Source organism: Annamia dubia NIES-4383, assembly GCF_055394725.1.
The window spans coordinates 1,764,134-1,786,544 of record NZ_AP025630.1; the positions used below are offsets into that span (position 1 = coordinate 1,764,134).

The 22,411-nt window shown below is 34.5% G+C and carries 21 protein-coding genes, 1 tRNA gene and 1 pseudogene; 17 read left to right on the plus strand and 6 right to left on the minus strand.

Translation table 11 applies throughout. The features are described 5' to 3' along the window. Nucleotides 1–157 precede the first annotated feature (157 nt). The gene (gene cas10d / locus Anndu_RS08040; RefSeq protein WP_464103867.1) at nucleotides 158–3,049 is read right to left on the minus strand and encodes a type I-D CRISPR-associated protein Cas10d/Csc3; all 2,892 of its coding nucleotides are present in this window, start codon (nucleotides 3,047–3,049) and stop codon (nucleotides 158–160) included. A 63-nt stretch (nucleotides 3,050–3,112) separates the two neighbouring features. Beyond that, nucleotides 3,113–5,224, minus strand: a complete 2,112-nt coding sequence (gene cas3, locus Anndu_RS08045; protein ID WP_464103868.1) for a type I-D CRISPR-associated helicase Cas3' — start codon at nucleotides 5,222–5,224, stop codon at nucleotides 3,113–3,115. A 219-nt stretch (nucleotides 5,225–5,443) separates the two neighbouring features. On the opposite strand from cas3, the gene Anndu_RS08050 reads away from it, so the two are divergent. Next, nucleotides 5,444–5,692, plus strand: a complete 249-nt coding sequence (locus tag Anndu_RS08050) for a hypothetical protein (RefSeq protein WP_464103869.1) — start codon at nucleotides 5,444–5,446, stop codon at nucleotides 5,690–5,692. Here Anndu_RS08050 and Anndu_RS08055 read toward each other — a convergent pair. Next, nucleotides 5,641–6,612, minus strand: coding sequence for a ketopantoate reductase family protein (locus tag Anndu_RS08055; protein ID WP_464103870.1), 972 nt, complete (start codon nucleotides 6,610–6,612; stop codon nucleotides 5,641–5,643). The two genes, Anndu_RS08050 and Anndu_RS08055, sit on opposite strands and share 52 nt — an antisense overlap. 163 nt (nucleotides 6,613–6,775) lie before the next feature. Between Anndu_RS08055 and Anndu_RS08060 the strand changes: the two genes are divergently transcribed. The 12 genes and pseudogenes from Anndu_RS08060 (at nucleotide 6,776) to xisR (ending at nucleotide 13,439) form a co-directional block, all read left to right on the plus strand. Then, nucleotides 6,776–7,621, plus strand: coding sequence for an IS5 family transposase (locus Anndu_RS08060; RefSeq protein WP_464101022.1), 846 nt, complete (start codon nucleotides 6,776–6,778; stop codon nucleotides 7,619–7,621). A 370-nt stretch (nucleotides 7,622–7,991) separates the two neighbouring features. Beyond that, the gene (locus Anndu_RS08065; protein WP_464103871.1) at nucleotides 7,992–8,270 is read left to right on the plus strand and encodes a hypothetical protein; all 279 of its coding nucleotides are present in this window, start codon (nucleotides 7,992–7,994) and stop codon (nucleotides 8,268–8,270) included. Between the two features lies 1 nt (nucleotide 8,271). Beyond that, complete coding sequence (locus Anndu_RS08070; protein ID WP_464103872.1) at nucleotides 8,272–8,766, plus strand: hypothetical protein; 495 nt, start codon at nucleotides 8,272–8,274, stop codon at nucleotides 8,764–8,766. Further along, nucleotides 8,735–9,130 (plus strand): hypothetical protein, encoded by a 396-nt coding sequence (locus Anndu_RS08075; protein ID WP_464103873.1) that lies wholly within the window; start codon nucleotides 8,735–8,737, stop codon nucleotides 9,128–9,130. Before Anndu_RS08070 ends, Anndu_RS08075 begins: the two co-directional genes overlap by 32 nt. A 6-nt stretch (nucleotides 9,131–9,136) precedes the next feature. Then, on the plus strand, nucleotides 9,137–9,520 hold the full coding sequence (locus Anndu_RS08080; protein WP_464103874.1) for a hypothetical protein: 384 nt from the start codon (nucleotides 9,137–9,139) through the stop codon (nucleotides 9,518–9,520). Next, nucleotides 9,495–9,704 carry a type II toxin-antitoxin system HicA family toxin gene (locus tag Anndu_RS08085; protein WP_464103875.1) on the plus strand — a complete coding sequence of 70 codons (210 nt, stop codon included), beginning with the start codon at nucleotides 9,495–9,497 and terminating at the stop codon, nucleotides 9,702–9,704. Before Anndu_RS08080 ends, Anndu_RS08085 begins: the two co-directional genes overlap by 26 nt. Nucleotides 9,705–9,942: 238 nt before the next feature. Next, nucleotides 9,943–10,470 (plus strand): hypothetical protein, encoded by a 528-nt coding sequence (locus Anndu_RS08090; RefSeq protein WP_464103876.1) that lies wholly within the window; start codon nucleotides 9,943–9,945, stop codon nucleotides 10,468–10,470. Further along, on the plus strand, nucleotides 10,463–10,885 hold the full coding sequence (locus Anndu_RS08095) for a DUF7694 domain-containing protein (protein ID WP_464103877.1): 423 nt from the start codon (nucleotides 10,463–10,465) through the stop codon (nucleotides 10,883–10,885). Before Anndu_RS08090 ends, Anndu_RS08095 begins: the two co-directional genes overlap by 8 nt. Beyond that, nucleotides 10,882–11,490 carry a hypothetical protein gene (locus Anndu_RS08100; RefSeq protein WP_464103878.1) on the plus strand — a complete coding sequence of 203 codons (609 nt, stop codon included), beginning with the start codon at nucleotides 10,882–10,884 and terminating at the stop codon, nucleotides 11,488–11,490. The genes Anndu_RS08095 and Anndu_RS08100 overlap by 4 nt, the downstream gene beginning before the upstream one ends. Further along, the gene (locus Anndu_RS08105) at nucleotides 11,471–11,962 is read left to right on the plus strand and encodes a hypothetical protein (RefSeq protein ID WP_464103879.1); all 492 of its coding nucleotides are present in this window, start codon (nucleotides 11,471–11,473) and stop codon (nucleotides 11,960–11,962) included. The genes Anndu_RS08100 and Anndu_RS08105 overlap by 20 nt, the downstream gene beginning before the upstream one ends. Nucleotides 11,963–12,190: 228 nt before the next feature. Continuing rightward, nucleotides 12,191–13,216: pseudogene (locus Anndu_RS08110) on the plus strand (IS630 family transposase). Between the two features lie 13 nt (nucleotides 13,217–13,229). Next, the gene (gene xisR, locus Anndu_RS08115) at nucleotides 13,230–13,439 is read left to right on the plus strand and encodes an excisionase family protein (protein ID WP_464103880.1); all 210 of its coding nucleotides are present in this window, start codon (nucleotides 13,230–13,232) and stop codon (nucleotides 13,437–13,439) included. Here xisR and Anndu_RS08120 read toward each other — a convergent pair. The 3 genes from Anndu_RS08120 to groL all read right to left on the minus strand — a co-directional run bounded on the left by Anndu_RS08120 (nucleotide 13,411) and on the right by groL (nucleotide 16,643). Then, on the minus strand, nucleotides 13,411–14,514 hold the full coding sequence (locus tag Anndu_RS08120; protein ID WP_464103881.1) for a site-specific integrase: 1,104 nt from the start codon (nucleotides 14,512–14,514) through the stop codon (nucleotides 13,411–13,413). The two genes, xisR and Anndu_RS08120, sit on opposite strands and share 29 nt — an antisense overlap. A 165-nt stretch (nucleotides 14,515–14,679) precedes the next feature. Next, a tRNA-Ala gene (locus tag Anndu_RS08125) sits at nucleotides 14,680–14,752 on the minus strand. A 235-nt stretch (nucleotides 14,753–14,987) separates the two neighbouring features. Continuing rightward, nucleotides 14,988–16,643 carry a chaperonin GroEL gene (gene groL, locus Anndu_RS08130; RefSeq protein WP_464103882.1) on the minus strand — a complete coding sequence of 552 codons (1,656 nt, stop codon included), beginning with the start codon at nucleotides 16,641–16,643 and terminating at the stop codon, nucleotides 14,988–14,990. Between the two features lie 378 nt (nucleotides 16,644–17,021). Between groL and gshB the strand changes: the two genes are divergently transcribed. The 4 genes from gshB to ycf46 all read left to right on the plus strand — a co-directional run bounded on the left by gshB (nucleotide 17,022) and on the right by ycf46 (nucleotide 22,288). After that, entirely contained in the window at nucleotides 17,022–17,981 is a 960-nt protein-coding gene (gshB, locus tag Anndu_RS08135; RefSeq protein WP_464103883.1) for a glutathione synthase, read from the plus strand. A 669-nt stretch (nucleotides 17,982–18,650) separates the two neighbouring features. Next, nucleotides 18,651–20,000 (plus strand): (Fe-S)-binding protein, encoded by a 1,350-nt coding sequence (locus Anndu_RS08140; protein ID WP_464103884.1) that lies wholly within the window; start codon nucleotides 18,651–18,653, stop codon nucleotides 19,998–20,000. 229 nt (nucleotides 20,001–20,229) lie between these two features. Beyond that, nucleotides 20,230–20,595, plus strand: a complete 366-nt coding sequence (locus tag Anndu_RS08145) for a slr0373 family blue light stress response protein (RefSeq protein ID WP_464103885.1) — start codon at nucleotides 20,230–20,232, stop codon at nucleotides 20,593–20,595. A gap of 100 nt (nucleotides 20,596–20,695) precedes the next feature. Beyond that, nucleotides 20,696–22,288, plus strand: a complete 1,593-nt coding sequence (gene ycf46 / locus Anndu_RS08150) for a stress-responsive protein Ycf46 (RefSeq protein ID WP_464103886.1) — start codon at nucleotides 20,696–20,698, stop codon at nucleotides 22,286–22,288. The last annotated feature ends 123 nt before the right edge of the window (nucleotides 22,289–22,411 follow it).

Genomic DNA, 22,411 nt, shown 5'->3' on the forward strand with positions numbered 1-22,411 from the left:
AATTTACGAGGCTAATAAATATCGTTCATTAAAATGAACTAAAATCTTATATTAATCAGTTTTTTAGTTAAATTTATTTAACGATTTTTGTTAGCTTTGAAATTAATTTCAAAGCGGTTAGGTTACTTAAAATTTAACTAATAACTAAAAAAACTGATTACTGATTACTGTTAACTGATAACTGTAATAACCGATAGGCAAATTCAGCCCCCGATTTAATCCGATTTCGGTTTTCTTGTAATAAAGCTCGATCACTTTTATACAGTTCTCCAAATAATTTTTCGACACAGGTAGTCATAAATTGATGAATTGCTTGAATTTCATTTTGTTTACGAATTTCAGGAGGTATATTTTTATCCAGTAAGAGAGGACGTTTATATACTTCTTGACGCTCTAAAGCATCATATAATTGTCCAGAACCTTGTAAGATTAATTCCTCATGATCTAAATGTTCTGGTGTAGATAAAATAATTTCTAATGCTTTAGAAAGTGGTAGTAAAATTGAATGACTAGATTCATTCAATTTTACTTGATAAAAAGTCCGATATTGATTAACTAACTCTTTCGTTAGTTTTAATTTTTCAGTCATAATTGGATTTCCTTGAGCAAAAATTTGAGCAAATTTCCAGTAACGTTTAACTTCATTAGCTGAAGCTTCCCGTTTTTCTTCTCGTAGTTTTTCGTTAGCAATAGAAAAGACATTTAAAACATCTGTCATCACCTCCCTTACGGTATTATTTAATGATTGCCAACGAGCATCCGGTGGATTGCTCCGGTTATCAAGATGAATTAGATAAGTAGAAAGTAATCTTTCTAAAGCTGTTTCTAAGTCTTGAATCCGTAAAGAAGTTGGTATTTTTAACAATTGCCAAAAACCTGCCGGAGCATCTAATATTACTGAGTCTAAAAAGTCATTATCACTGTTATATAAAGGTACAGAACTACTGGTAGCAATGACTTTTACACCCAATAATATGGGTAAGGCAACTGCTAAAAATGCAGGTTCAACCCAAGCATCAGTTAAAGTTTTTCCTCTTGTAGTGGTGTAAACTGTTCCTATAAAAGGAAGATCTTGACCTGAATATTTATCATTAAATCTGCCTATTTCTGCTTCATCATCACTCCATTTTAATGGACGTAAACTATCTAAATTGATCCCCTCATTTAACCAATATTTACGAACATCCCAAAGATTAATTCTTTTCATTTCATTAACTAATTTACGGATTGCCGCCGCAGTTTGAGGGGAATAAACATAAGCCGGAAAAATATAAAGAAAAATCGGTTGTTGATCTTCAAATTTACCCGATGGTACTGCCCATAATGCCTGACGTAATAACATTTCTAAAGACCAAATTTTGGAAATTCCTCTTTTAATTTGTCCACCACCTAAAGCATTTTTATTACTATATTGTTGGGGTTTAAATAATACTACCGAATCTACTTGATCTTCAGAAGTAAACTCTCCCGAACTTAGAGAACAAATTGGTTGTTTAGAAGCTTTAGTTTTGGCGATCATATAATTGGCTAATTCCTGATTAAAATTAGATGATGTATTCGGCCAACCTTGTAATTCTAAATATTGTTCAAGATATTTATTAAATACCTCAAGGGTAGCACTATAATGAGTCTTTAGCAATTTATTTTGTTTTGCCCAGTCAGCTAATTGTTGACAGTAATGAGTTAATATTTCTGATATTTGTTCCAATTTAAGAGTGGGATTTTTGGCAATATAATAAGCCCCAACTAAATACCAACCATAATTAACACCACCTGATTGTTCTTTGGTTTGTTCAGGGTTAATTTCTTGTTCTAAGTTCCAAAATTTTAAGCTCCAATTAATAAATTCAGGTGAATCAGCTAAAAATTCTCTTTGTGCTAAGATGATTAACTCCGCAATTTTATCCGCTCGTAAATCCGCACTATTAGCTAATAATTGACGTTCAGGATCAGTTAACTTTAATTTTTCTAATCTTTTGGGAGTGGCAGGGTTTTTTGCATTGGCTACTTTAGCATCAATTATATCAGTTAAATTACGAATTAATTGATAGGGAGTGAATAATTCTAAGGTTTGAGGTGCTACTTTTAAGCCTTTACCATCTCGCTTAAAACCAATATCTCCACTTAACATTTTATGGGCTAATAATTGACTTATTTGTTCCCAAATAAACTCTTGTAATTCATTTTGCTCAGGAATTTTATCGTCAATAGGTGCAAGATAAATCACACCTTGAGCAAAGTATAATAAAGGTTGCCAATCTAATTCTTTAGTAAATCTTAAAATAGCATTATGAATCCCATTCGTTAAAATTCCTAATGTATCTCTAAGGCGATGATATACTAACTTTTTCTTAATCCCTAAAAATATTAAATGTTCTGTTAGGCGATCACCCCCTGTTTTCGTTACAATATCCGCCGGATCTTGTAAATGAACAGCAATATCACCAAAAGCCAAGAGACGACGTAAAGGAAGGTCTAAACGGCGAGAATCTAGGGTAAATTGAGGGTAATTAGCGGGAATAACATTAGTTCCGGCTTTAAATTGAGTATTTTGGGCAAGATAAGCAATTTCTGGGAGATATTGTTTCCAGTCCGTCCAAAATTCTTGAAAGTTTAATTTTTCCCCTAATTCTTGACAAATATTAATGATTTGATCAACATTAGCACAACTAGGAGATTCTTCACCATGACCAAGACAGTATTTATTATAATCATGTAAAGTTAGCCCTAAACAAAGTAATTTTTTTTCTATTTCTGATAAAGTTTTAGTTAGATAAGGGACTAAATTCCATGCAGTTAATAAAGCATTAAGTACATGAACTAATAAATTTTGATCCGCAAATTTTGCATATCTTTGAGCGTTTTTTTTCGCATAATTATCTCCTAATTTTATTAATTTTTCATAATGACTAGAAAAAGAACCTCCTAAGGCAGAAATTAAGCTAAATTCCTGTTCCATTGCGGGTAATACTGTTTCCAAATAGGATAATAAAATAAGATCAGTATCTTCAGATATTGTTTCTAATAGTAATGTTTGTAATAAAGTCATTTCAGTTAACAGTAATCAGTAATCAGTAATCAGTTTTTTAGTCTTCAGTATACAGAAATAACTCTAAAAAATTAGAGATTTTTCAGTATTACGGTGAAATTTTTTTAATCGCCATTTAAGGGCTTCTAAAAGTAAAGCATCCTGATTAAAAGCACAAGCATAAGCTTGTTCAGAAGCATCTTTTAAACGATATAATCCAAATAAAGGACTTAAATGTAAATGACGGCTAACTTCCCAATGACTTTGAGTTTGAGAACGATTAACAGGTACTAAAAAAGTCAAAAGTTTACATTTACTTAAACAATTAATTACCTCAGATTGGGGATGATTGTCTATTTTTAAACGACTAATTAAAGATAATTCTCCTGTTGATAATTCTTCACTATCTCTATTACAAAATAAACTCAAATTTAATCGAGTATCTAACCATTTTTCAATTCTTAAATAAACTTGAATATATTTGTCAGGAAAAGCTTCTTCAATATGTCCTGCTTTTTTAGCTTCTTGTATAAAAGTTTCTCTATCTAAAACTTCTACAGTGCAATAAGGTAATAATCTTAATAAATCATAAGTATAAAATCTATTTTCATCCCAAACGGCCGCTTGTAAAGTTGAGCCTCCTCTAAATCTTAATAATTCAGTTTGAGTTGCTTTTCCTACTGCATGATTGCTGATTGCAACCCATGCTTTATTATCTATTTTTTCTCCATAAATTTGTTTTAAATCTTCACTCATTTTTTGTTTAATAGGTTGCATTACTTTGGCATTACTTACCATCATTTGAGCAAACATTCCTTGGGCTTGAATTGCTCCCCAACGATTACGATATTCTTGATATTCTTGAGGTGAATCAAAAGCGTATTTAATCACCTCAATTAAGTTTTCACGGGTTACAATTTGCTCAGATTCTAATTTTTCTTCTAATCTTGCCATTACCCAAGGTGTCCGCCCTGAAAGTAATAAAAATGCTTGATAATTAGAAAAACCAGAATGTCGTCCTAAACGTCCTAAACGTTGGATAACTGTTGCTGAATCACTACTTTCTGTTATTAGTAAATGTATCCGAAAATCAACCCCCACATCTACGGCGGAAGTTGCTACAATTAAAACTGGCTTTTTTTCCTCTTGAAGTGATTGTTGTGTTTGAAATCGCTCTTTTCTGTCAATCCGACCACTAATTTCTCTCACTATAATTTCAGGTAATAGTAATTGTAATTCTTGAGCAACACGACGAGCCATTACTACAGAATTGAGAATAATTAACCCTCTACCCTGATCTTCATTTGTTAGAATGTCCTTAATAGTTTCAACCTGATTAATTAACCAAGTAAAACCATCTTCATCTTTTAAATTAATAACAGATAATTCAACTGGTTGTAGAATTTGACGATAACCTAATTTAGCTTCATTTTCATATTTTCCAGCAATTTCAACAATTTTAAAACCCGCTTGTTTTAATTGCTCAACAAAATCTTTTTTCATCGTAGCAGAAGTAAACAAAAAACGTCTTTTTTGTTGTTGAGTACGACGAATCAAAGTCATACTATTAAGAATTGCTGTTTCTTGATGCGCTCCAAAAATATGAAATTCATCAAATACCCATAAATCAGGAAATTTGGCTAAAACTAGCGGTAATTCATCTTTAGCATAAGCAGGATCTTGATATTTAAAATGAGTAATTAAATGAAAAATATCAGGATTCGTTAGGATAACTTCTTTGGTTTCAATTGCTAATAACAACTCTTGAAAGCGATTTTTACCTGAGTCTTTCACTCTTTGACTCAGTTCAGCCCCAAAAAGTCTATCAATACGTTCCTGTGCATTAAGACCAAATAAACTTTGATAACCTTTCTGCTGTTCAGTTTGGTCTTCAACTAACTCAATGGTAGGATACATTCCCATCATCCGAAAACTAGGATCTAATAAACTGGGTAAAGAAGCGAGTAAACTTTTCCCTCCTGCGGTTGGTGCAGTAATAAAAATAAGATCAGCATCACCTTTGGTTAAATGGGGATAAGCCTCAGCTTGATGTTGATAAAGTGGACAGCTATGATCAGATGGTGCTTTAAAGTTCGGGGCTTGTTGTTCCACTCGACAAATTTTTTCACAACCTAATGGACAACTACCTACACCATCGTTAAGCTTAGAGTATAAGGGTTTTAGATAAATCTTCATTGGTTTCTATTTAACTCAATATGTTCAGCTTACTACTTTTTTTTTAGAAGATGTTATCAATTATTGATAACATCTTAATTGAGATGGGTTGTGGTCTTAAGAAAGAGAGTTAGATTTGTAATGTAAAGTTTTTCTTAAATTTTTATTTTTATATATTCTAAAATAAGCGAAAAATAATTATTAGCTAGGTGAGATCAAGGTTCAGAATTGTCAAAAATTATGAAGAAACTACTCAAAAAAATTAGTCAAGGATTAATCATTACTGGATTCATCTTAAGCCAAAAAACCGCTCAAGCTCAAATGATTTATGGTAATTCAATTTTATGTTCAAATCGCAATTGGACGACGGTGGTTGCCTTATCTACCAATGAATTTAATGCAGTTATTTGTAACAATAATAATGAGAATTATTACAATCAGTATTTAACAACGGCAGAAGAATTAGATCTGAGCGAGTCAATCGTTTGATGAGTGGTCAAATGTGGTGTATGGATGCTTTTGGACAAGATGGGTAAGTTTTCTAATGTTTTTATTTGATGATAAATTTGCTGATTAAATGGTGTAGGAATCCCTTGATTTTCTGCTAGTTGAATAATTGTACCATTTAAAAATTCAATTTCCGTTTGTCGTCCAGAAATAAGGTCTTGATACATTGAGGAATAATGATTTTTGATTTGAAAAATTAACTGATAAATTTCATCTTGAATTATGCTAAGGGCAGGTAATTGATAATCTTGTGCCAAAACTTGCCAACTTTCGCTAATTAAATGATCGACAATTTCTTTTAATTTAGGATCGGTAACTAAGTCACCAATGGTTTTTTTCTCAAGTGCGCATAAAGCATTTAAAGCTACATTTGCCATAAATTTTTGGGCTTTAATTTGAGGGAGATTTGGGTTAAGAAAAGAAACAATCCCTGCTGAATTAAATAATTGACAAAGTTGTTTTCCGGCACAGTTATTCTGAATTTGGAAACCTTTTTGATGTTCTGAGACTAATAGCTGATCAAGGTGAAGATTATAACCGTTAAAAACGCAAACTGGTACAAAAGAAGGTGCGTTAAGAACTTGACCATAGAGTCTAGGTTCAATTAAGCCATTTTGGATAAAAGCTAAAATTTGAGGATTTAATTGGGCTTCTTGAATTGTTTGAATTGCGATTTGTACATCATAAAGTTTTGTGGTGACAAGAACAAGTTGATATTGTTCTTGTGTTAATTGATAAATGCGTGGTGGTAGTGGATAGACTTGTCCATTAATGGTAATTGTTTTGTGTGTTAAAGTTTTTAATTTTCTTCTGCCCAATAAATTGACATCATGACCTTTGACGAATAATTTTGTTCCTAAGAAAGTGCCAATTGAGCCTGAACCAAAGATTAAAATTTTCATGATTAGTTCACCTCTTACAAGTTGAAGATGAATCAATAAATTTATTTCTTTTCTTCTATTATAACTTTTTTAAAGATCAGAAAATTAATTCAAAACACTTAATAGACCTCTTGCGAAAGTGGGATCATGAAAGTACAATAAAGAAAAAATTGGAGAACAGAATATGAATTATGAAGAAGTCAAAAAATTAAACTCAACTGAGTTTAAACGCTATTGTGGAGTTCAGCTCGAAACATTTAATGATATGGTAAAAATTGTCAAAGCTGAAAAAATACTCCAAAAAAAACCGGGAAGGAAAAGCAAATTATCTATAGAAGATCAAATATTAATGACTCTTGCCTATTTAAGAGAATATCGTTCTTTTTTTCATTTAGCAATTGATTGGGGAATTCATGAATCAAATGTTTGTCGAATTGTGAATAAAATTGAGAAAATTTTAATTAGTTCAGGTTTGTTTACTTTACAGGGGAAAAGAACGCTAATTCAAAGTGAGAATGAGATCGAAATAGTAGCAGTTGATGTCTCAGAACATGAGATAGAACGTCCTCAAAAAAAACAGAAAAGTTATTATAGTGGGAAGCAAGGCTATCATACAATAAAATCCCAACTATTGATCAATAAAAAAAGTGCAGAAATAATTTGTACAGCTTTTGCAAAAGGACAAATTCATGATTTTAACCTGTTTAAAAAAAGTAAAATAAATCTAAATGAAGATACCAAATGTTTAGCAGATAAAGGGTATCAAGGAATTAATAAAATTCATAAAAATAGTACCATCCCTATCAAAAAAAGAAGAAACAAAAAACTCAGTTCAGAAGAAAAACAATTTAATCGTCAACTAGCAAAAGAAAGGATAATTGTTGAACATATTCATCGTCATTTGAAAATATTTAAAATACTTTCATCACGATATAGAAATAGAAGAAAACGTTTTAGATTAAGATTTAATTTAATTGCAGGTATTTACAATTATGAGCTTTCTTTGAAGACAAAATTGGCGATCGTCTGATACTTTCGCAAGAGGTCTAAAGACTACTTTCAGAGAGAGTGGAGAGGCGCGCGCGAAAAACGAAATTTCTGAAACTGAAATTACGGGAGAGGAAGTACAAAGTTACCCCCCTACCCCCATAAATTGCCAACCTTTAAATTTTTCCAATTCCACAAATACAAATGTTCCGGCGGTGTGTAGTACCCCTGTGACTCACTCGGTAGTATGTAATACTAATGTGACTCCTTTGGTAGTACATAGTACAGAAGTGGTACAGAGTAAGAAAACATGGGAGTTGACGCAGAAAGACTTTTTATGGGTGGGGCTGATGTACAGGGAGTTTAAGCCCGAACATTGGACGGACAGCGTACCTGCCCTTCATAAAAACAGGATGGCATTTCTACGAGATGCCTACGAAGCCGTTGACGGCGATATGGAACGGTTAAAAGTTCTCTGGAAACAAGCCCTGTTAGCGATCGCCGATAAGCCTTCCCTGTGGAATATGAATGCGGACTGGTTGATAAAGGATTGTAATTTTATCGGTTTGGGAGAGGGTTACGAGAACCAGAACAAGCTGATTCCCACCAAGAAATTACAACAGGCGATCGCATCGTCACAGGAGAACGAAATTTTAATTCATCAAGCTTTGAAAGAAATGGGAGCTTATTAATATGTCACCAGATACATTTAAAAACGGTTTTAAAGAACTTTGCGACTGGTTTGGGCGTAAATCATCATTGACGGTAACAAAAGTGTTTTTTGGACATTTAAACAGCCTCTGTGATGATGAATGGCAGAAAGCTATTGAATGGGCGATCGCAACCCAACAATTCATGCCCACGCCCAAGATGTTATTCGAGGCGGTGAGGGGGGATGTGGGTAAAGAAGGGTGGAAAACCTTGCTAAAAGCCTCTCAGGAGTTGGATAGGATTCGCTACGAGAGTAACTACCTACAGCTAAGAAAACCAATTTTAGAGGGCTTATCGCCGGAAGTTAGGCAGTTTATTGAAGATGAGCAGATAATTCTGCCGGACTTACTAAATAAAACCGAAGCCCAACTAGAGAGTTTAAAAAAGAAATTTTTAAACCAATCTTCAAATCAAATTACACCTTCATTAAAACAATTAAACGGTCATGCAAACACTTTCAGATTACCTCAAAACTAACGGCAAAATTAAAACCTCTCCTGCTTTTCAACAATTAAAAGAAAAGCAAAAAATTCAACAAGAAATTATTACCCCTTTACCTACCTTTAACTGTTACTGCTGTCAGGATAAAGGGACAATTAACAAGCATATTGCTAAAAGATTCATGGAATTAATTGAGGGTTATTCAGTAGTTCCCTGTACCCGTTGCCATATTGCAAAAGATAGTGGATTGCTTGAATTAACCCCCTATCAAGTACCTGTAGAAATTTGTGAAATTCTGCATCAAGAAAATAAAAAATCATGGTCAACTTTTACGGTAGAAGATGCCAAAAAAGCTAAAACCATGATTAATCAATATGTCAAAAAATACAACACTTTTTAATTAATTATGTACAGATATAATCGTGCCGAACAATCTTTAATCTTAGAAATGATTGACCAAGGATGTTCACCCCAAGAAATTTCCTTAAAAATCAGAGGCAGTACACAATTTACTAACTCTATTTTATATCAAATTAGGAAATTAATTAAACAAATTCCTGAATTATTCCCTTTCCGATTAAAAGACATTAATGGAACATTTTTAACCAAAATGTTAGAGCGAGAAGGAATTAAAGAATACCGCATTACAAAACACAATAGAAACGGCGGACTTTATTATATTTACGATCGAAAAACAGGACAAAAAATTAAAGATTTATGCCGTGAATGTTATTTAGCTGTCATTTTAGTAAAGGGGTTTATCAATGATTACAAAACTCAAGGAAATTGAGCGCAAACTCATTAAACTAGGATACTCCCAAAAAAGCCACACAAATACCCATACCGTATTTTTCAAAAATGGTTTTTCTAATGTGATTATCCCCAAAAGAAAAAGTAAAGATATAGGAAAACCCCTTTACTTTTCTATCATCAAACAAACTGGTTTAACTGTTCAACAATTTGAAAACATTTAATCAACTTGTATAAATTATACAAGTTGAAAAAAAATAAAAACCCTTGCCGTTAAGGAAGGAGTGGCAACCTTGAATAAAATTTTTCTCATCTTGAAAAAAACTATGTCAAACTCTTTTAAAACATTAATTTCTCTCGTTAAATCAACTCACCAATGCAGTCTCTGTGACGCTTTTCTCATTCTTTTAATGACCACTGAATCTGTCATTATTCCTTGTAAACTTTCCAAATGATTGCATCATGAAAACTTTAAAGAAACGTCATACTTTAACCCTAACTAAAGTTAGCAAATTCAAAGGATTTGGCACACCTTTTCCTGTTAGCAAAAAAGAAAATAAATCTATTCCTGATTTATTTCGAGTCGAGTTTATTCACATAACTTCTAATGGTGAAGAACTTTATTATTATCCTCAATGGTATCAACTTCGTCATTTTTCATCAGCCGAAAAAGCCAATCTTTTGGCCGGAGTTAAACAATATCTTAAAGATGAAAAAGTCACTGTTGAAGAAAGTTTTATCTTCTTAACGATCGCGCTAAAACTTGACCAATATCGCCGTCAAAAATATAGAGATGGGGGAGAATTGTTACCTAATTCTGCGGTAATTTATCCGGCGGTCAAAGACAAGGACGAAATAATCAGGTATCCGATCGCCCATTTTATTGATCAAGGGCTGTTTTATTTGGGAGAAAAAGAGGATAAATTACTGACTTTTGCCATTAAGAAAAGCGTATTTACCAACGATAAATTAGAGGTGATTCATGACTAAAATTAATTTTCAAGAATTTAAAAAAACTGACCAAAAACAGCATCAAACAAACCTTTTAATTGATGACGTTTTACCCCCGATCTTACCTTTTGGGACAAGAGAAATTAATAGAGGATTAGTTCCCAACCGTAAGTTTTTAACCGTTTTTTATGGTACTTCTAAAAACCTTTTAATTCAATGCTCCCTTGCCCAATTCGACCAAAAAGACTGGTTACACATTAGTTACAGTCGTGGCGATCGCCCCCCCAATTCTGAAGACACCAAATTCATCTTAAATAACTTTGTGATTGACAAAACAGCGATCGCTGTTCATCCCCCAAAAAGTGTGAGTGACAATTCTAACTGTCTTCATTTGTGGATCCCGCTTGGGCATAATCCCTTACCCGATTTTAGAAAAGGAGTAGGCACAATTTGAACCCTCACCACCTAACTGAAACTAACGAACATTACACGCCACCGGAGATTATTATTGCCTCCTTTAAAACGATGGGGATGATAGATTTAGACCCGGCCAGTTGTGAAAAAGCTAATCAGTGGGTGGGTGCGCTCCATTATTTTTCCCTTGAAGATAATGGACTCGCCCAACAATGGTACGGCAATGTTTTCCTCAATCCCCCCGGTGGTGTCTGCCCAGATAAATCAGCGATCGCCCGTTACGGTGTTAAATCATCCCAAGCAGTCTGGGCAGAAAAATTACGAGAGGAATGGAGTGCAGGGAGAGTAAAACAGGCTGTGTTTGTGGCCTTTAACCTTGAAATAAGTCGTTATTGTCAATGGTTAGATAATTTTCCCTTCTGTCGTCCAAATGAACGAGTGAAATACTACTCGATAGATCCTAAAGACGGCAAAATCAAATCAGGCCAATATAGCAACATCCAGAAAAAATGGACAGATGCTTCCCCACACGCCACCATCCTGTTTTATTTTCCACCCCACGATAATCCACAACAGGCGATCGCACAATTCAAAACACATTTTAAAAAAATAGGAGCTTGTCGTAATGGTTACAACTACATTTGATTTTGAAACCCAACTGAAACAGGGATTTGAAGGAGAAGCTGAATTAGTCGCCCATCTTACTGCCCAAGGTTGGCATTGTATTAAGGCTACCTTGGCTCAAGAAAAAACAGGTATTGATTATATTTGTAAGCATAAAAAAACTGGCGTAACTCGCACCATTGAAATTAAAAGTGATAGTCGAGCCTCTCACACTCAAAACGCTTTTATTGAGACGGTTTCCGTTAAGAAGGGCAAAAACATTATCAAACAGGGATGGGCATACACTTGCCAAGCTAACTATTTGTTTTATTACCTTCCCCAAGATCTAATTGCATACGCCTTTAAAGTTTCCCATCTGCGATTACACCTTGATGAATGGCTTAGGAAAAATTATCGGTTGGTGAGTGTTCCCAACCGAGGTTATGTCACTCAAGGGATATTAGTGCCATTGTGGGAATTGGAAAAAAATGCTACTCAAATTATTAATATTTAACGAAAATGTCGCCAACTTTAACTAATCTTAAAAACATCCACAAAAACTTGATTGAACTGGGATACATCTATCATAAACCCGACATTTATACCAGCAATCTTCACTCTATTCATTTTAACCATTGAAAATCAGAAAATTATTGCAAAGAGAATTATAGCAATCCTAAATAGGTCATAACAGATATAATATTAATTATAATCTAAATTCAAGGAAAAAAAAATGAACATTATTTCTGAGTTAAATGATTTCATCAATCAAACACAAGAGGCTAAAGAAATGACAAGGGCTTTAGCTGTCAAAATGATTTTAGAAGGAAAATCATACCATGAAGTAAAAGAATTATTACAAGTTTCTCATAGCTTTATTAGTATGTGGAAAAATCAAGCTCTTTTTTGTGGAGTAGAAAGCTTGAAATTACAGTTTAAAGGAACTAAAAGTGAATTAAAACCAGAAGAAAAAGACCAAGTTATTAATTGGTTAAGAGAGCAAGAATATTTAAGATTATCAGATTTAAAAATTTATTTAGAGCGAGAATATAATATTATTTATAAATCCAATCAAAGTTATTATAGTTTGCTCAAAGAAGCGAAAATAAGTTGGAAAAAACTCAAAAAAGAATCCGGCTAAAAATGACGAATTAGTCGAAGCTAAAAAAAAGAAATCAGTGAAAAATTAGAGATTTGGAAAGAAGAAATAGAGAGTGGAGAGCTTGTAGTGTTTATGATTGATGAATGTCATTTACTTTGGGGAGACATTTTAGGTTATGTTTGGGGAAGAACAGATCAAAGAATAGAAATTCCCATTAAAAATGAAAAAAGCCGACAAACTTATTATGGGGCATTAGACTATCAAACTAAAGAATTTATTGTCAAAGAATATGAAAGTGGAAATACAGAAAATACGATCAAATTTATCAAGTATTTACTATCAAAAAGAAAAGGAAAAAGATTAGCAATATTTTGGGATGGAGCAACCTATCATGACTCAAAAGAATTTAGGGAGTATTTAACTATAATAAATCAAGATTTATTGGAAGAAGAATGGTTAATTACTTGTCATAAATTTGCCCCTAATGCTCCAGAACAAAATCCGGTAGAAGATATTTGGCTACAAGTGAAAAATTTTATTAGACAATTCTATCATTTATGTAAATCATTTAAAATAGTAAAGTGGCTATTTAAGTTTTTTGCGCATGGTCAAATATTTGATTTCCCCAAACTTTATCAATATGGAATTTTGCCACAACCTATTTAGGATTGCTATAATTATGGCAAATAAAACATGGGTTTCAACTAAAGAAGTTTTAGACACCCTTGGTATTTCTAAAACTCACCTTTATCAATTACGCAAAGAACAATTTAAGCACGGCATCCATTACCGAGATTTACGCTCCAAAAATGCCATGAGAGCTACCTACAAATGGAATGTTAAACAAATTGAACAATTACTCAACTCTCCTGCTGAACAGCGACTTTAGGCGCGATCGGGCGAAGGGGATTGTCAACAATCTTTTCAAAAGCACGTTGGAAAACACTATCCCCAAGCCACCTTTGATAAGTTTCAGTATGCACTTTCACCGAATGCCCCATCATTCGGGCTGATAAACTAATATCTAACCCAAACTCGATCGCCCGAATAGCCCATTTGTGTCTGAGGTCATAAGGCACAAATGGGATTTTCTGTCTTCTAAAAAAAACAGTTACCCGATGCCCCAAATCAGTATTACTTCCCGTACATTTAGGGACTTTAAAATTAGGTAAATCAAATTGTTCAACCCATTCAGGATAAAGAGGGTAAACCTTGCGATAATCAGTTTTCCCCTTGAGAACTTCTAAGACGGGGAAACGGGAGTTAGGATCACAATGGAAAACTTCATGAGGTCTTAGTCCAAAAGTGGCCAACATTCCAAATACCCATTGCCACTGAGGATTTTTAATCGAATAAAAAGTTTGTACAATCAACTCATCACTGGGTAATTCACGGGGTTTAGCTGATTTAGCACTGTAACTACCTTGATAGCGACTTAAATCAACTTCTATTTTCGCAAATTTAGCTAAGGCATTTAAGGCAACATAATATCGTTTTCTCGTTCTGGTATCCGGCTGAGTTGAGGTTAAAGTTTTAATTAGAATCTCCTGCGTCAAAACCTGATCTTGAGGTAATTTCTTGAACACTAAATCGTAATCATGGACAAAAGTATATTCTGACTTTTCAGTTCTCGCCCGACAATCAAAATAATCCTTCTCAAATTCCTTAATCAGATCCTTAATTAAAACCGTATCCGGTTTTTCCTCTAAATAATCTGACCAATTAAACAACCCAAAACCAAGGGCATCTCCTAACTTCCTTGCTTCTTTTTCCGCAAATTGTAGCCCTGCACCGTTAGCATAAACCTTCAAACTAATTCTTTGTTGATAGGGTTTAGTTCTATTTGAATTTGGCTTAGGGGGCAACGTAGCACTTAAATATAATCTATTCCCTATTTGTTGAATTGTTACCCCTAACTTTGCCGAGCGCAACCGCTCATTTGCTCGTTTTATTTTTTCTTCCATAATAAACCTTGCTTAAACTTTGCTTAATTTTTTACTTCCATTATTGCTTATAATGATATATCGTGATACATTTACAAAACTTAACAAAGGCTGAAAGGCAGAGAAAACAAGGAATAAGACAAAAAATAAACATTGTAAAACTAGGGATGGTAGTCCCTGAAAAAATGGAGCATAGGAGACTCGAACCCCTGGCCTCTGCGGTGCGATCGCAGCGCGCTACCAACTGCGCTAATGCCCCTTTTTTGACATATTATAACTCAAATTATCCTTATTGGGATCAAATTTAAAATTAAAAGGGTGAGCAAAAATGACAAATAGTTCCTGTTAGACTATTCAAGATAATTTTTTTGATAAAAAAATAGTGATCTAACTCCTGATTTTACCAAGAAAAGATCACTTTTATTTTGCATTTTACCCCCGACTTTGAAAACGCCCTGCTTTGAAAGCAGGGGGTGAGGGCAATTAATTTATAATTACATCATTCCCATGCCGGGCATACCGCCCATACCGCCCATACCGCCCATATCACCACCGGGCATAGCAGGTTCGGGTGCGGGTTTTTCTACCACTAAGGCTTCTGTCGTTAAAACCATTCCGGCAATAGAACAAGCGTTCTGTACTGCTGAACGTACTACTTTAGCAGGGTCAATAATACCAGACTGGATCATGTCTTCTAATTTACCAGTTAAAGCATTATAACCTACATTAAATTCAGTTTCTTTTACTTTTTCTACAATCACTGATCCCTCAACTCCGGCATTATGAGCTAATTGATATAAGGGGGCTTCTAGGGCTTTAGCGATAATATCGGCCGCTACTTTTTCCTCATTATTGCTTAAGGTATTTTTAAACTCAGCAATTTTACCGGAAAGGTGAATTAAGGTTGTGCCGCCACCGGGTACAATTCCTTCCTCAACAGCCGCTTTAGTAGCATTCAGAGCATCTTGGATTCTGAGCTTTCTGTCTTTAAGTTCGGTTTCCGTGGCCGCACCCACTTTAATGACAGCCACCCCTCCGGCTAATTTAGCGATGCGCTCTTGTAATTTCTCTTTGTCATATTCAGAGTCGGTTTCGGCCAATTGTTTGCGAATTTGGGCGATGCGTTTTTCCACATCAGGGCTTTTCTCATCATCAGAAACGATGGTGGTATTTTCCTTATCAATGGTCACTTTGTGAGCTTTGCCGAGCATATCGAGGGTGACATCATCTAAGCTTAAGCCTACTTCCTCAGAAATGAATTGACCGCCAGTTAAAACGGCAATATCTTTGAGCATTTCTTTACGGCGATCGCCGAAACCGGGGGCTTTGATCCCAGCCACATTTAACACGCCTCTGGCTTTATTAACCACAAGGGTAGCTAAAGCCTCTCCTTCCACATCTTCGGCAATAATTAATAAAGGTTTGCCTTCTCTGGCTACTTTTTCTAAAACAGGCACTAATTCTGCGATCGCAGAGATTTTTTTATCAGTAATTAAGATTAAAGGATTATCAAATTCAACGATTTGACGCTCTGCATCAGTCACAAAATAAGGAGAAATATATCCTCGATCAATCTGCATACCCTCTACAACATCTAATTCAGTAGCGAGGGATTTAGATTCTTCAACGGTAATTACACCGTCTTTTGTTACTTTTTGCATGGCAGTGGAGATCATTTCCCCAATTTGGGTATCATTTCCGGCGGAAACTGTTGCCACTTGAGCGATCGCATCACCCTCAACTGGTTTGGCAATATTGGCAATTTCTTCCACTAAGAAATTAACGGTTTTTTCTAAGCCACGACGTAAAGCCACAGGGTTAGCACCTGCGGCCACATTTCTCAAACCCTCACGGATCAAGGCTTGGGCGATCACGGTGGCGGTAGTAGTGCCATCTCCGGCAATATCTTTAGTCTTGGCGGCTACCTCTTGAATGAGTCTAGCACCAGTATTTTCAAGGGGATCGGCTAATTCAATTTCTTTAGCAACGGTGATCCCATCGTTAACAATTTGAGGGGCGCCGAATTTTTTTTCCAATAAGACGTTGCGGCCTTTGGGGCCTAAAGTGATGCGCACAGCGTCAGCAAGGGAGTTTACCCCTCTTTCTAATGCGCGTCTTGATTCTTCTTTAAACGAAATAATTTTTGCCATAGATTTTACTACTTTAGAAATATATTTTTTAATTTTCCAATAGTTAATTTAGCACTCTTAGGTTAAGACTGCTAAGATCAATTTTATTTTTTTTCTTAAAATCCTCTAAGCTAGATAGAATAAGCATTTTACTCGTCTGATCTTTTTAAAATGCACATTTTTATTGTTTTGTCAAGTGATGGTTTTGAGGTATTTTTAATAATATTTTCCGTAGAAATTAGTAGAAAGTAAAAAAAAATTAACGATTTTGTGATTCTTGATTGATTAAGCCCTGAAGCATTTTTGATCACCAATAAATTATTTTAAATACAAATTAGCTTATTCTTAACAATTATGATAATATAATTATAAAATAATAATTTTAAAAAAGTATAAAATATGAAATTAGCATTTATTATTGATCCGATTGCCAAACTTAATCCAAGACATGATACAACTGTGGCATTAATGGAAGGAACTCAGGCTCATGGCCATGAAGTTTGGATTTGTGAAATGCACGAATTAACTATTATTAAAGGTGAGCCTTGGGCGACTTTACATAAGGTAGAATTAACTCCGGTTAAACTAATTAATAATCATTGGGTTTCTGATCATAATTGGTATCAAATTTTAGAGAAAAAATTAATGCCTTTGGGTGAATTTCAAGCGGTATGGATGCGAAAAGATCCTCCGGTTAATGTCCCCTATCTTTATGCTACTTATATTTTAGATTTAGTACCAAAAACTACTTTAGTTTTAAATAATCCCCAAGGGTTAAGAAATGCGAATGAAAAGGTTTATGCGTTACATTTTCAATCAGTAATTCCTGAAACTATTGTTACTCAAGAAAAAACGGTTATTCAAGAATTTGTTGAGAAAAAAGGGGCGGCCGTTTTAAAACCTTTAGGGGGTAAAGCGGGGGAAGGAATTTTATTTATAAAAGACAATGATCCTAACTTTAATTCTTTGATTGAAATTAGCACAAAACAGGGTCAAGAACCAATTATGGTTCAGGAATATTTACCCTCAGCTAAAGAAGGGGATAAACGAATTATTTTATTAAATGGTGAACCTTTAGGGGCATTAAATCGTATTCCAACGGGTAGTGATTTTAGGGGAAATATGGCTGTTGGGGGGAGAATTGCGAAGGTAGATATTACACCAAGAGAAAGGGAAATTTGTGAAATTGTAGCACCAAAATTAAAGGCTGAGGGGTTATATTTTGTGGGTTTAGATATTATTGGTGGTTATTTAACGGAAGTAAATGTGACTAGCCCTACTTGTGTTCGAGAAATTAATTTATTTAATCAATCTTGTTTAGAACAAGAGGTAATAGAATGGATTGAACAACAGTTTTAATGTTTGATTAATTATAGCTTGATCTAAATGATAAATAGTAATTGTTGGATCAGCATTAATAACTGTTAGGAAATCCGTAACTGAAGGAATAGAAGTTTTACTGCACTCAACAATTCAAATAGCTTCTGCTAAAGCAATAGCGAGTAAGATTAGCTCACTTTTGGGATTAGAAAGTAAGCTTTTTGCTTCTATTCCTAAACGATTATTTCCAATATCTTGAGGTAATGATATTAATTCTTTAAAAATTTTTTAGTATATTCAACTTTCCACATTTTGATTTTGATCTAAAACATAATTTTGATTAATTTGTAGCATTTTTTAGAGTCAAAATCTGTAAATTTTGAGATTACATTTCATCAGACAAACTTAATGGAGATAAAAATACTAAATGTTGATTTTTATATTTTTAATGACTCTTTCATTATCTCACTTTATGCCCACAGTGTTTTTGTGTTATCATATAATACACTTTAAATGCAGAATGTGGGTTACCTTAACTGTTAGTTATTCAAGCAAAAGAATTACGGAAAATTGGTAGTTTAGCAAGGTAACAAGAAGTATTAGAAGATGATTTTTTCCATTTTTGTTAACACGGCTATCACTTCCCATTATTTCTAAAATTTGTCTACAATATAAATCATATTTACCTAATCAAATAAAAATTAATTCATGGAAACTTTAAACAAAACTAACAACAATAATCAAGAATTTAAAGGTTTCGATCGCCAAAACCCCCCCGCTCAAAATTTAATTGATGCCTGTGTTCATTGTGGTTTTTGTCTATCAACTTGCCCCAGTTATCGAGTATTAGGAAAAGAGATGGACTCCCCCAGAGGCAGAATTTATTTAATGGATGCTATTAATAATAACAATGCCCCTTTTAATGAAACTTCGGCTCAACATTTTGATTCTTGTTTAGGTTGTTTAGCTTGTACTACGGCCTGTCCTTCTGGGGTACAATATGATCAGTTAATTAGTGCCACTCGCCCCCAAGTTGAGCGCAATCAAACACGCTCTTTTTCTGATAATATTATTCGTCAAATTATCTTTAATTTATTTCCCTATCCTAACAGATTATCTTTCTTTTTACCAGCTTTATTTTTATATCAAAAATTAGGTTTTCAAAAATTAATTCGCCACACTAATTTACTAAGTAAAATTTCTCCTCGCTTATCGGCAATGGAGTCAATTTTACCCCAAGTTCAGCTTAATAATAAAGCAAATTTTCCTGATCTGATCAAGGCTCAAGGCACAAAACGCTATCGAGTAGGGATGATTTTAGGTTGTGTTCAACAGTTATTTTTTAATCCGGTTAATGAAGCAACAGCGAGAGTTTTAAGTGCTAATGGTTGTGAAATTGTTATTCCCAAAAATCAAGGTTGTTGTAGTGCCTTACCTAGTCATCAAGGGCAAGAACAACAAGCCCAAACTTTAGCTAAAGAAATGATAGATAAATTTGAAAATACTAGGGTTGATTATATCATTATTAATGCGGCTGGTTGTGGTCACACTTTAAAGGAATATGGTCATATTTTAAAAGATGATCCCCAATATGCCGAGAAAGGAAAACAATTTTCAAATAAAGTTAAAGATATTAATGAATTTTTAATTGAAATTGGTTTAACTACAGAATTATTACCAATAACTGAAGAAAAATTAACTTTAGTTTATCAAGATGCTTGTCATTTATTACATGGTCAAAAAATTAGTTTACAACCAAGACAATTATTAAGAAAAATTCCTAATGTGGAAATAAAAGAACCCATTGATGCTAGTTTATGTTGTGGTAGTGCGGGAGTTTATAATTTATTACAACCGGAAGTTGCGCAAGAATTGGGACAACAAAAAGTTGATAATTTATTAAATACAGGAGCAAAATTAATCGCTTCTCCTAACCCCGGATGTGCTTTACAAATTCAAAAACATTTAGCTAAAAAAGGTCAAACAATTTTAGTTAAACATCCCATTGAATTATTAGATTATGCCATCAGGGGAATTAAATTAATCAGTAATAACTAATAAGTAAGTATAGCGACCTAAAAATAACAAAAGTAGAGATGTTGCATACAATATCTCTACAAAAGGTATATATACATAGGATTTCGCACTGATCAGGTCTTTCTCAAAGTGGGTTAATGTAAAGAAATGTTACAAAAATACCGTCAAAATGGTTTGCCATCTTGACAGATGAAAAAAGACTAGCTAGAGTGTTAAACAAATACCTTCGGGTAATAACTATTGAAGTGATATGCAACACAAGCAAAAAGTCACACTTTACCTTTCTCCAGAACTTCATCGTCAGCTAAAAATTCGAGCGGCGGTTGAAGCTACCTCAATGTCAACTCTATTTGAACAGGCGATTCATTTTTATCTTCATCACTCCGATGTGGTGGAAGAAATCGAAGCCCTCAGAAGTCAAACTACGGGCAAAACTTATCAAGTTCATAGTTGTCCTGATTGTGACAGTTCATTTGTGATCAAAGATGGTCAAACAGTTTCTTTAAAGAATCAACCAAGCTTAATGACACAAGAGTTTTCGTTAGAAGTAGCACATTCAATTTCATCAGAAGATCAAGCCGATTATCAAGTACAGGAAAATCAGATTTTACTTTAGCTTGATTTAGTAACTTGATTCATGTTGAATTTTCGTGATCTGTTTTTAGATCAATTTTCTTATCCTCAAACGCTTATTGGAAAGCTCTTATTGGAAAGCTATGAAAGAAGAGTTAAGTATCCTGATTAAAGCTCAATATCCTCTGATTTATCTGGTGACTTCGGAAGAAGAACGGGGTGAAGATGCGATCGCCAAGATCGTAGAGAAAATAGAGGCACAAAAAGCTCCTCGTAAAGCTTACCAACAAGCCGATAAGTTTTCCGATGAACATGATTTAGAGAATCAGATCGATCCCAGACGAAGAATTTTTACATGGACAGTTACTCATGGCATGGTTGAATATGGTCAACCTCGCAATACCACCCAACACAATACCGTTTCTCCAGAGGCCGCTATTGAATGGGTGATCCGTCAAAAACAAGATGGAATCTATATTTTTAAAGATCTTCATGCTTTTATTGACGCTCCCGTTACCACTCGATGGTTAAGAGATGCGATCGCTTCTTTTAAAGGGACGGAAAAAATTATTATTTTGATGTCTCCTGTGCAACAGGTGCCGATCGAACTGGAAAAAGAAGTGGTAGTTTTAGACTATCCCCTTCCCACTTTACAAGAATTAGATCAGGTACTTGATAAACAATTAATTAAAAGTAAGCCCCGCCGTCTTAATCAAGAAGTAAAAGAAAAACTTTTAAAGGCGGCTTTAGGATTGACTAAAGATGAAGCCGAAAAGGTTTATCGTAAGGCTTTAGTTCAAGCCGGCCGTCTGACGGAAAGTGAAGTGGAGATTATTCTGTCTGAGAAAAAACAACTAATCCGCAGAAATGGCATTTTGGAGTACATCGAAGAAGATGAAACCATCAATGCGATCGGAGGTTTAGAAGAAATTAAACATTGGCTCAGACAGCGATCGAACGCTTTTACGGAAAGAGCAAGAGCTTACGGACTGCCCCAACCCAAAGGAATGTTAATCTTAGGAGTTCCGGGCTGTGGGAAATCATTGATCGCCAAAACTACCTCCCGTTTATGGGGTTTACCCCTGTTAAGGTTAGATATGGGGCGCGTTTATGACGGTTCAATGGTAGGACGTTCCGAAGCTAACTTACGCAACGCTCTCAAAACTGCTGAATCCATTTCTCCTGCAATCTTATTTATAGATGAGTTAGATAAATCCTTTGCAGGAGGAGCGGGATCCGCCGACTCCGATGGTGGTACATCTAGCCGCATTTTTGGGTCATTTTTAACATGGATGCAGGAAAAAACCTCCCCCGTGTTTGTGATGGCAACGGCTAATCGAGTAGATAGACTACCCGGAGAGTTCTTAAGAAAAGGTAGATTTGACGAAATCTTTTTTGTGGACTTACCAAGTTTAGAGGAAAGACAGGATATTTTCCGAATCCATTTACAAAAACGCCGTCCCAACGATCTCAGTCGTTTTGATTTGGAACAACTTGCGAAAATTTCAGATGGATTTTCCGGTGCAGAGATTGAACAGGCTTTGATCGCCGCAATGTATGAAGCCTTTGCACAGGATCGGGAGTTTACCCAGTTAGATATTATTTCTGCGGTAAAATCAACCCTTCCTTTATCTCGCACCATGACGGAACAGGTCAGCGCCCTAAGAGATTGGGCTAGACAGAGGGCAAGGCCTGCGTCTGCTTCAGTGGCTGAATATCAGCGATTGGAGTTTTAACAGTCTTTCACTTATAGCTTTAAGCTATTTAGATGAAAGGTTAGTCTAATTAATCATTTAATGATTTTGACTAACAATCTTTAATCAAAATACGTTGTTGTTTAATTTTTATTGGAGGAAATC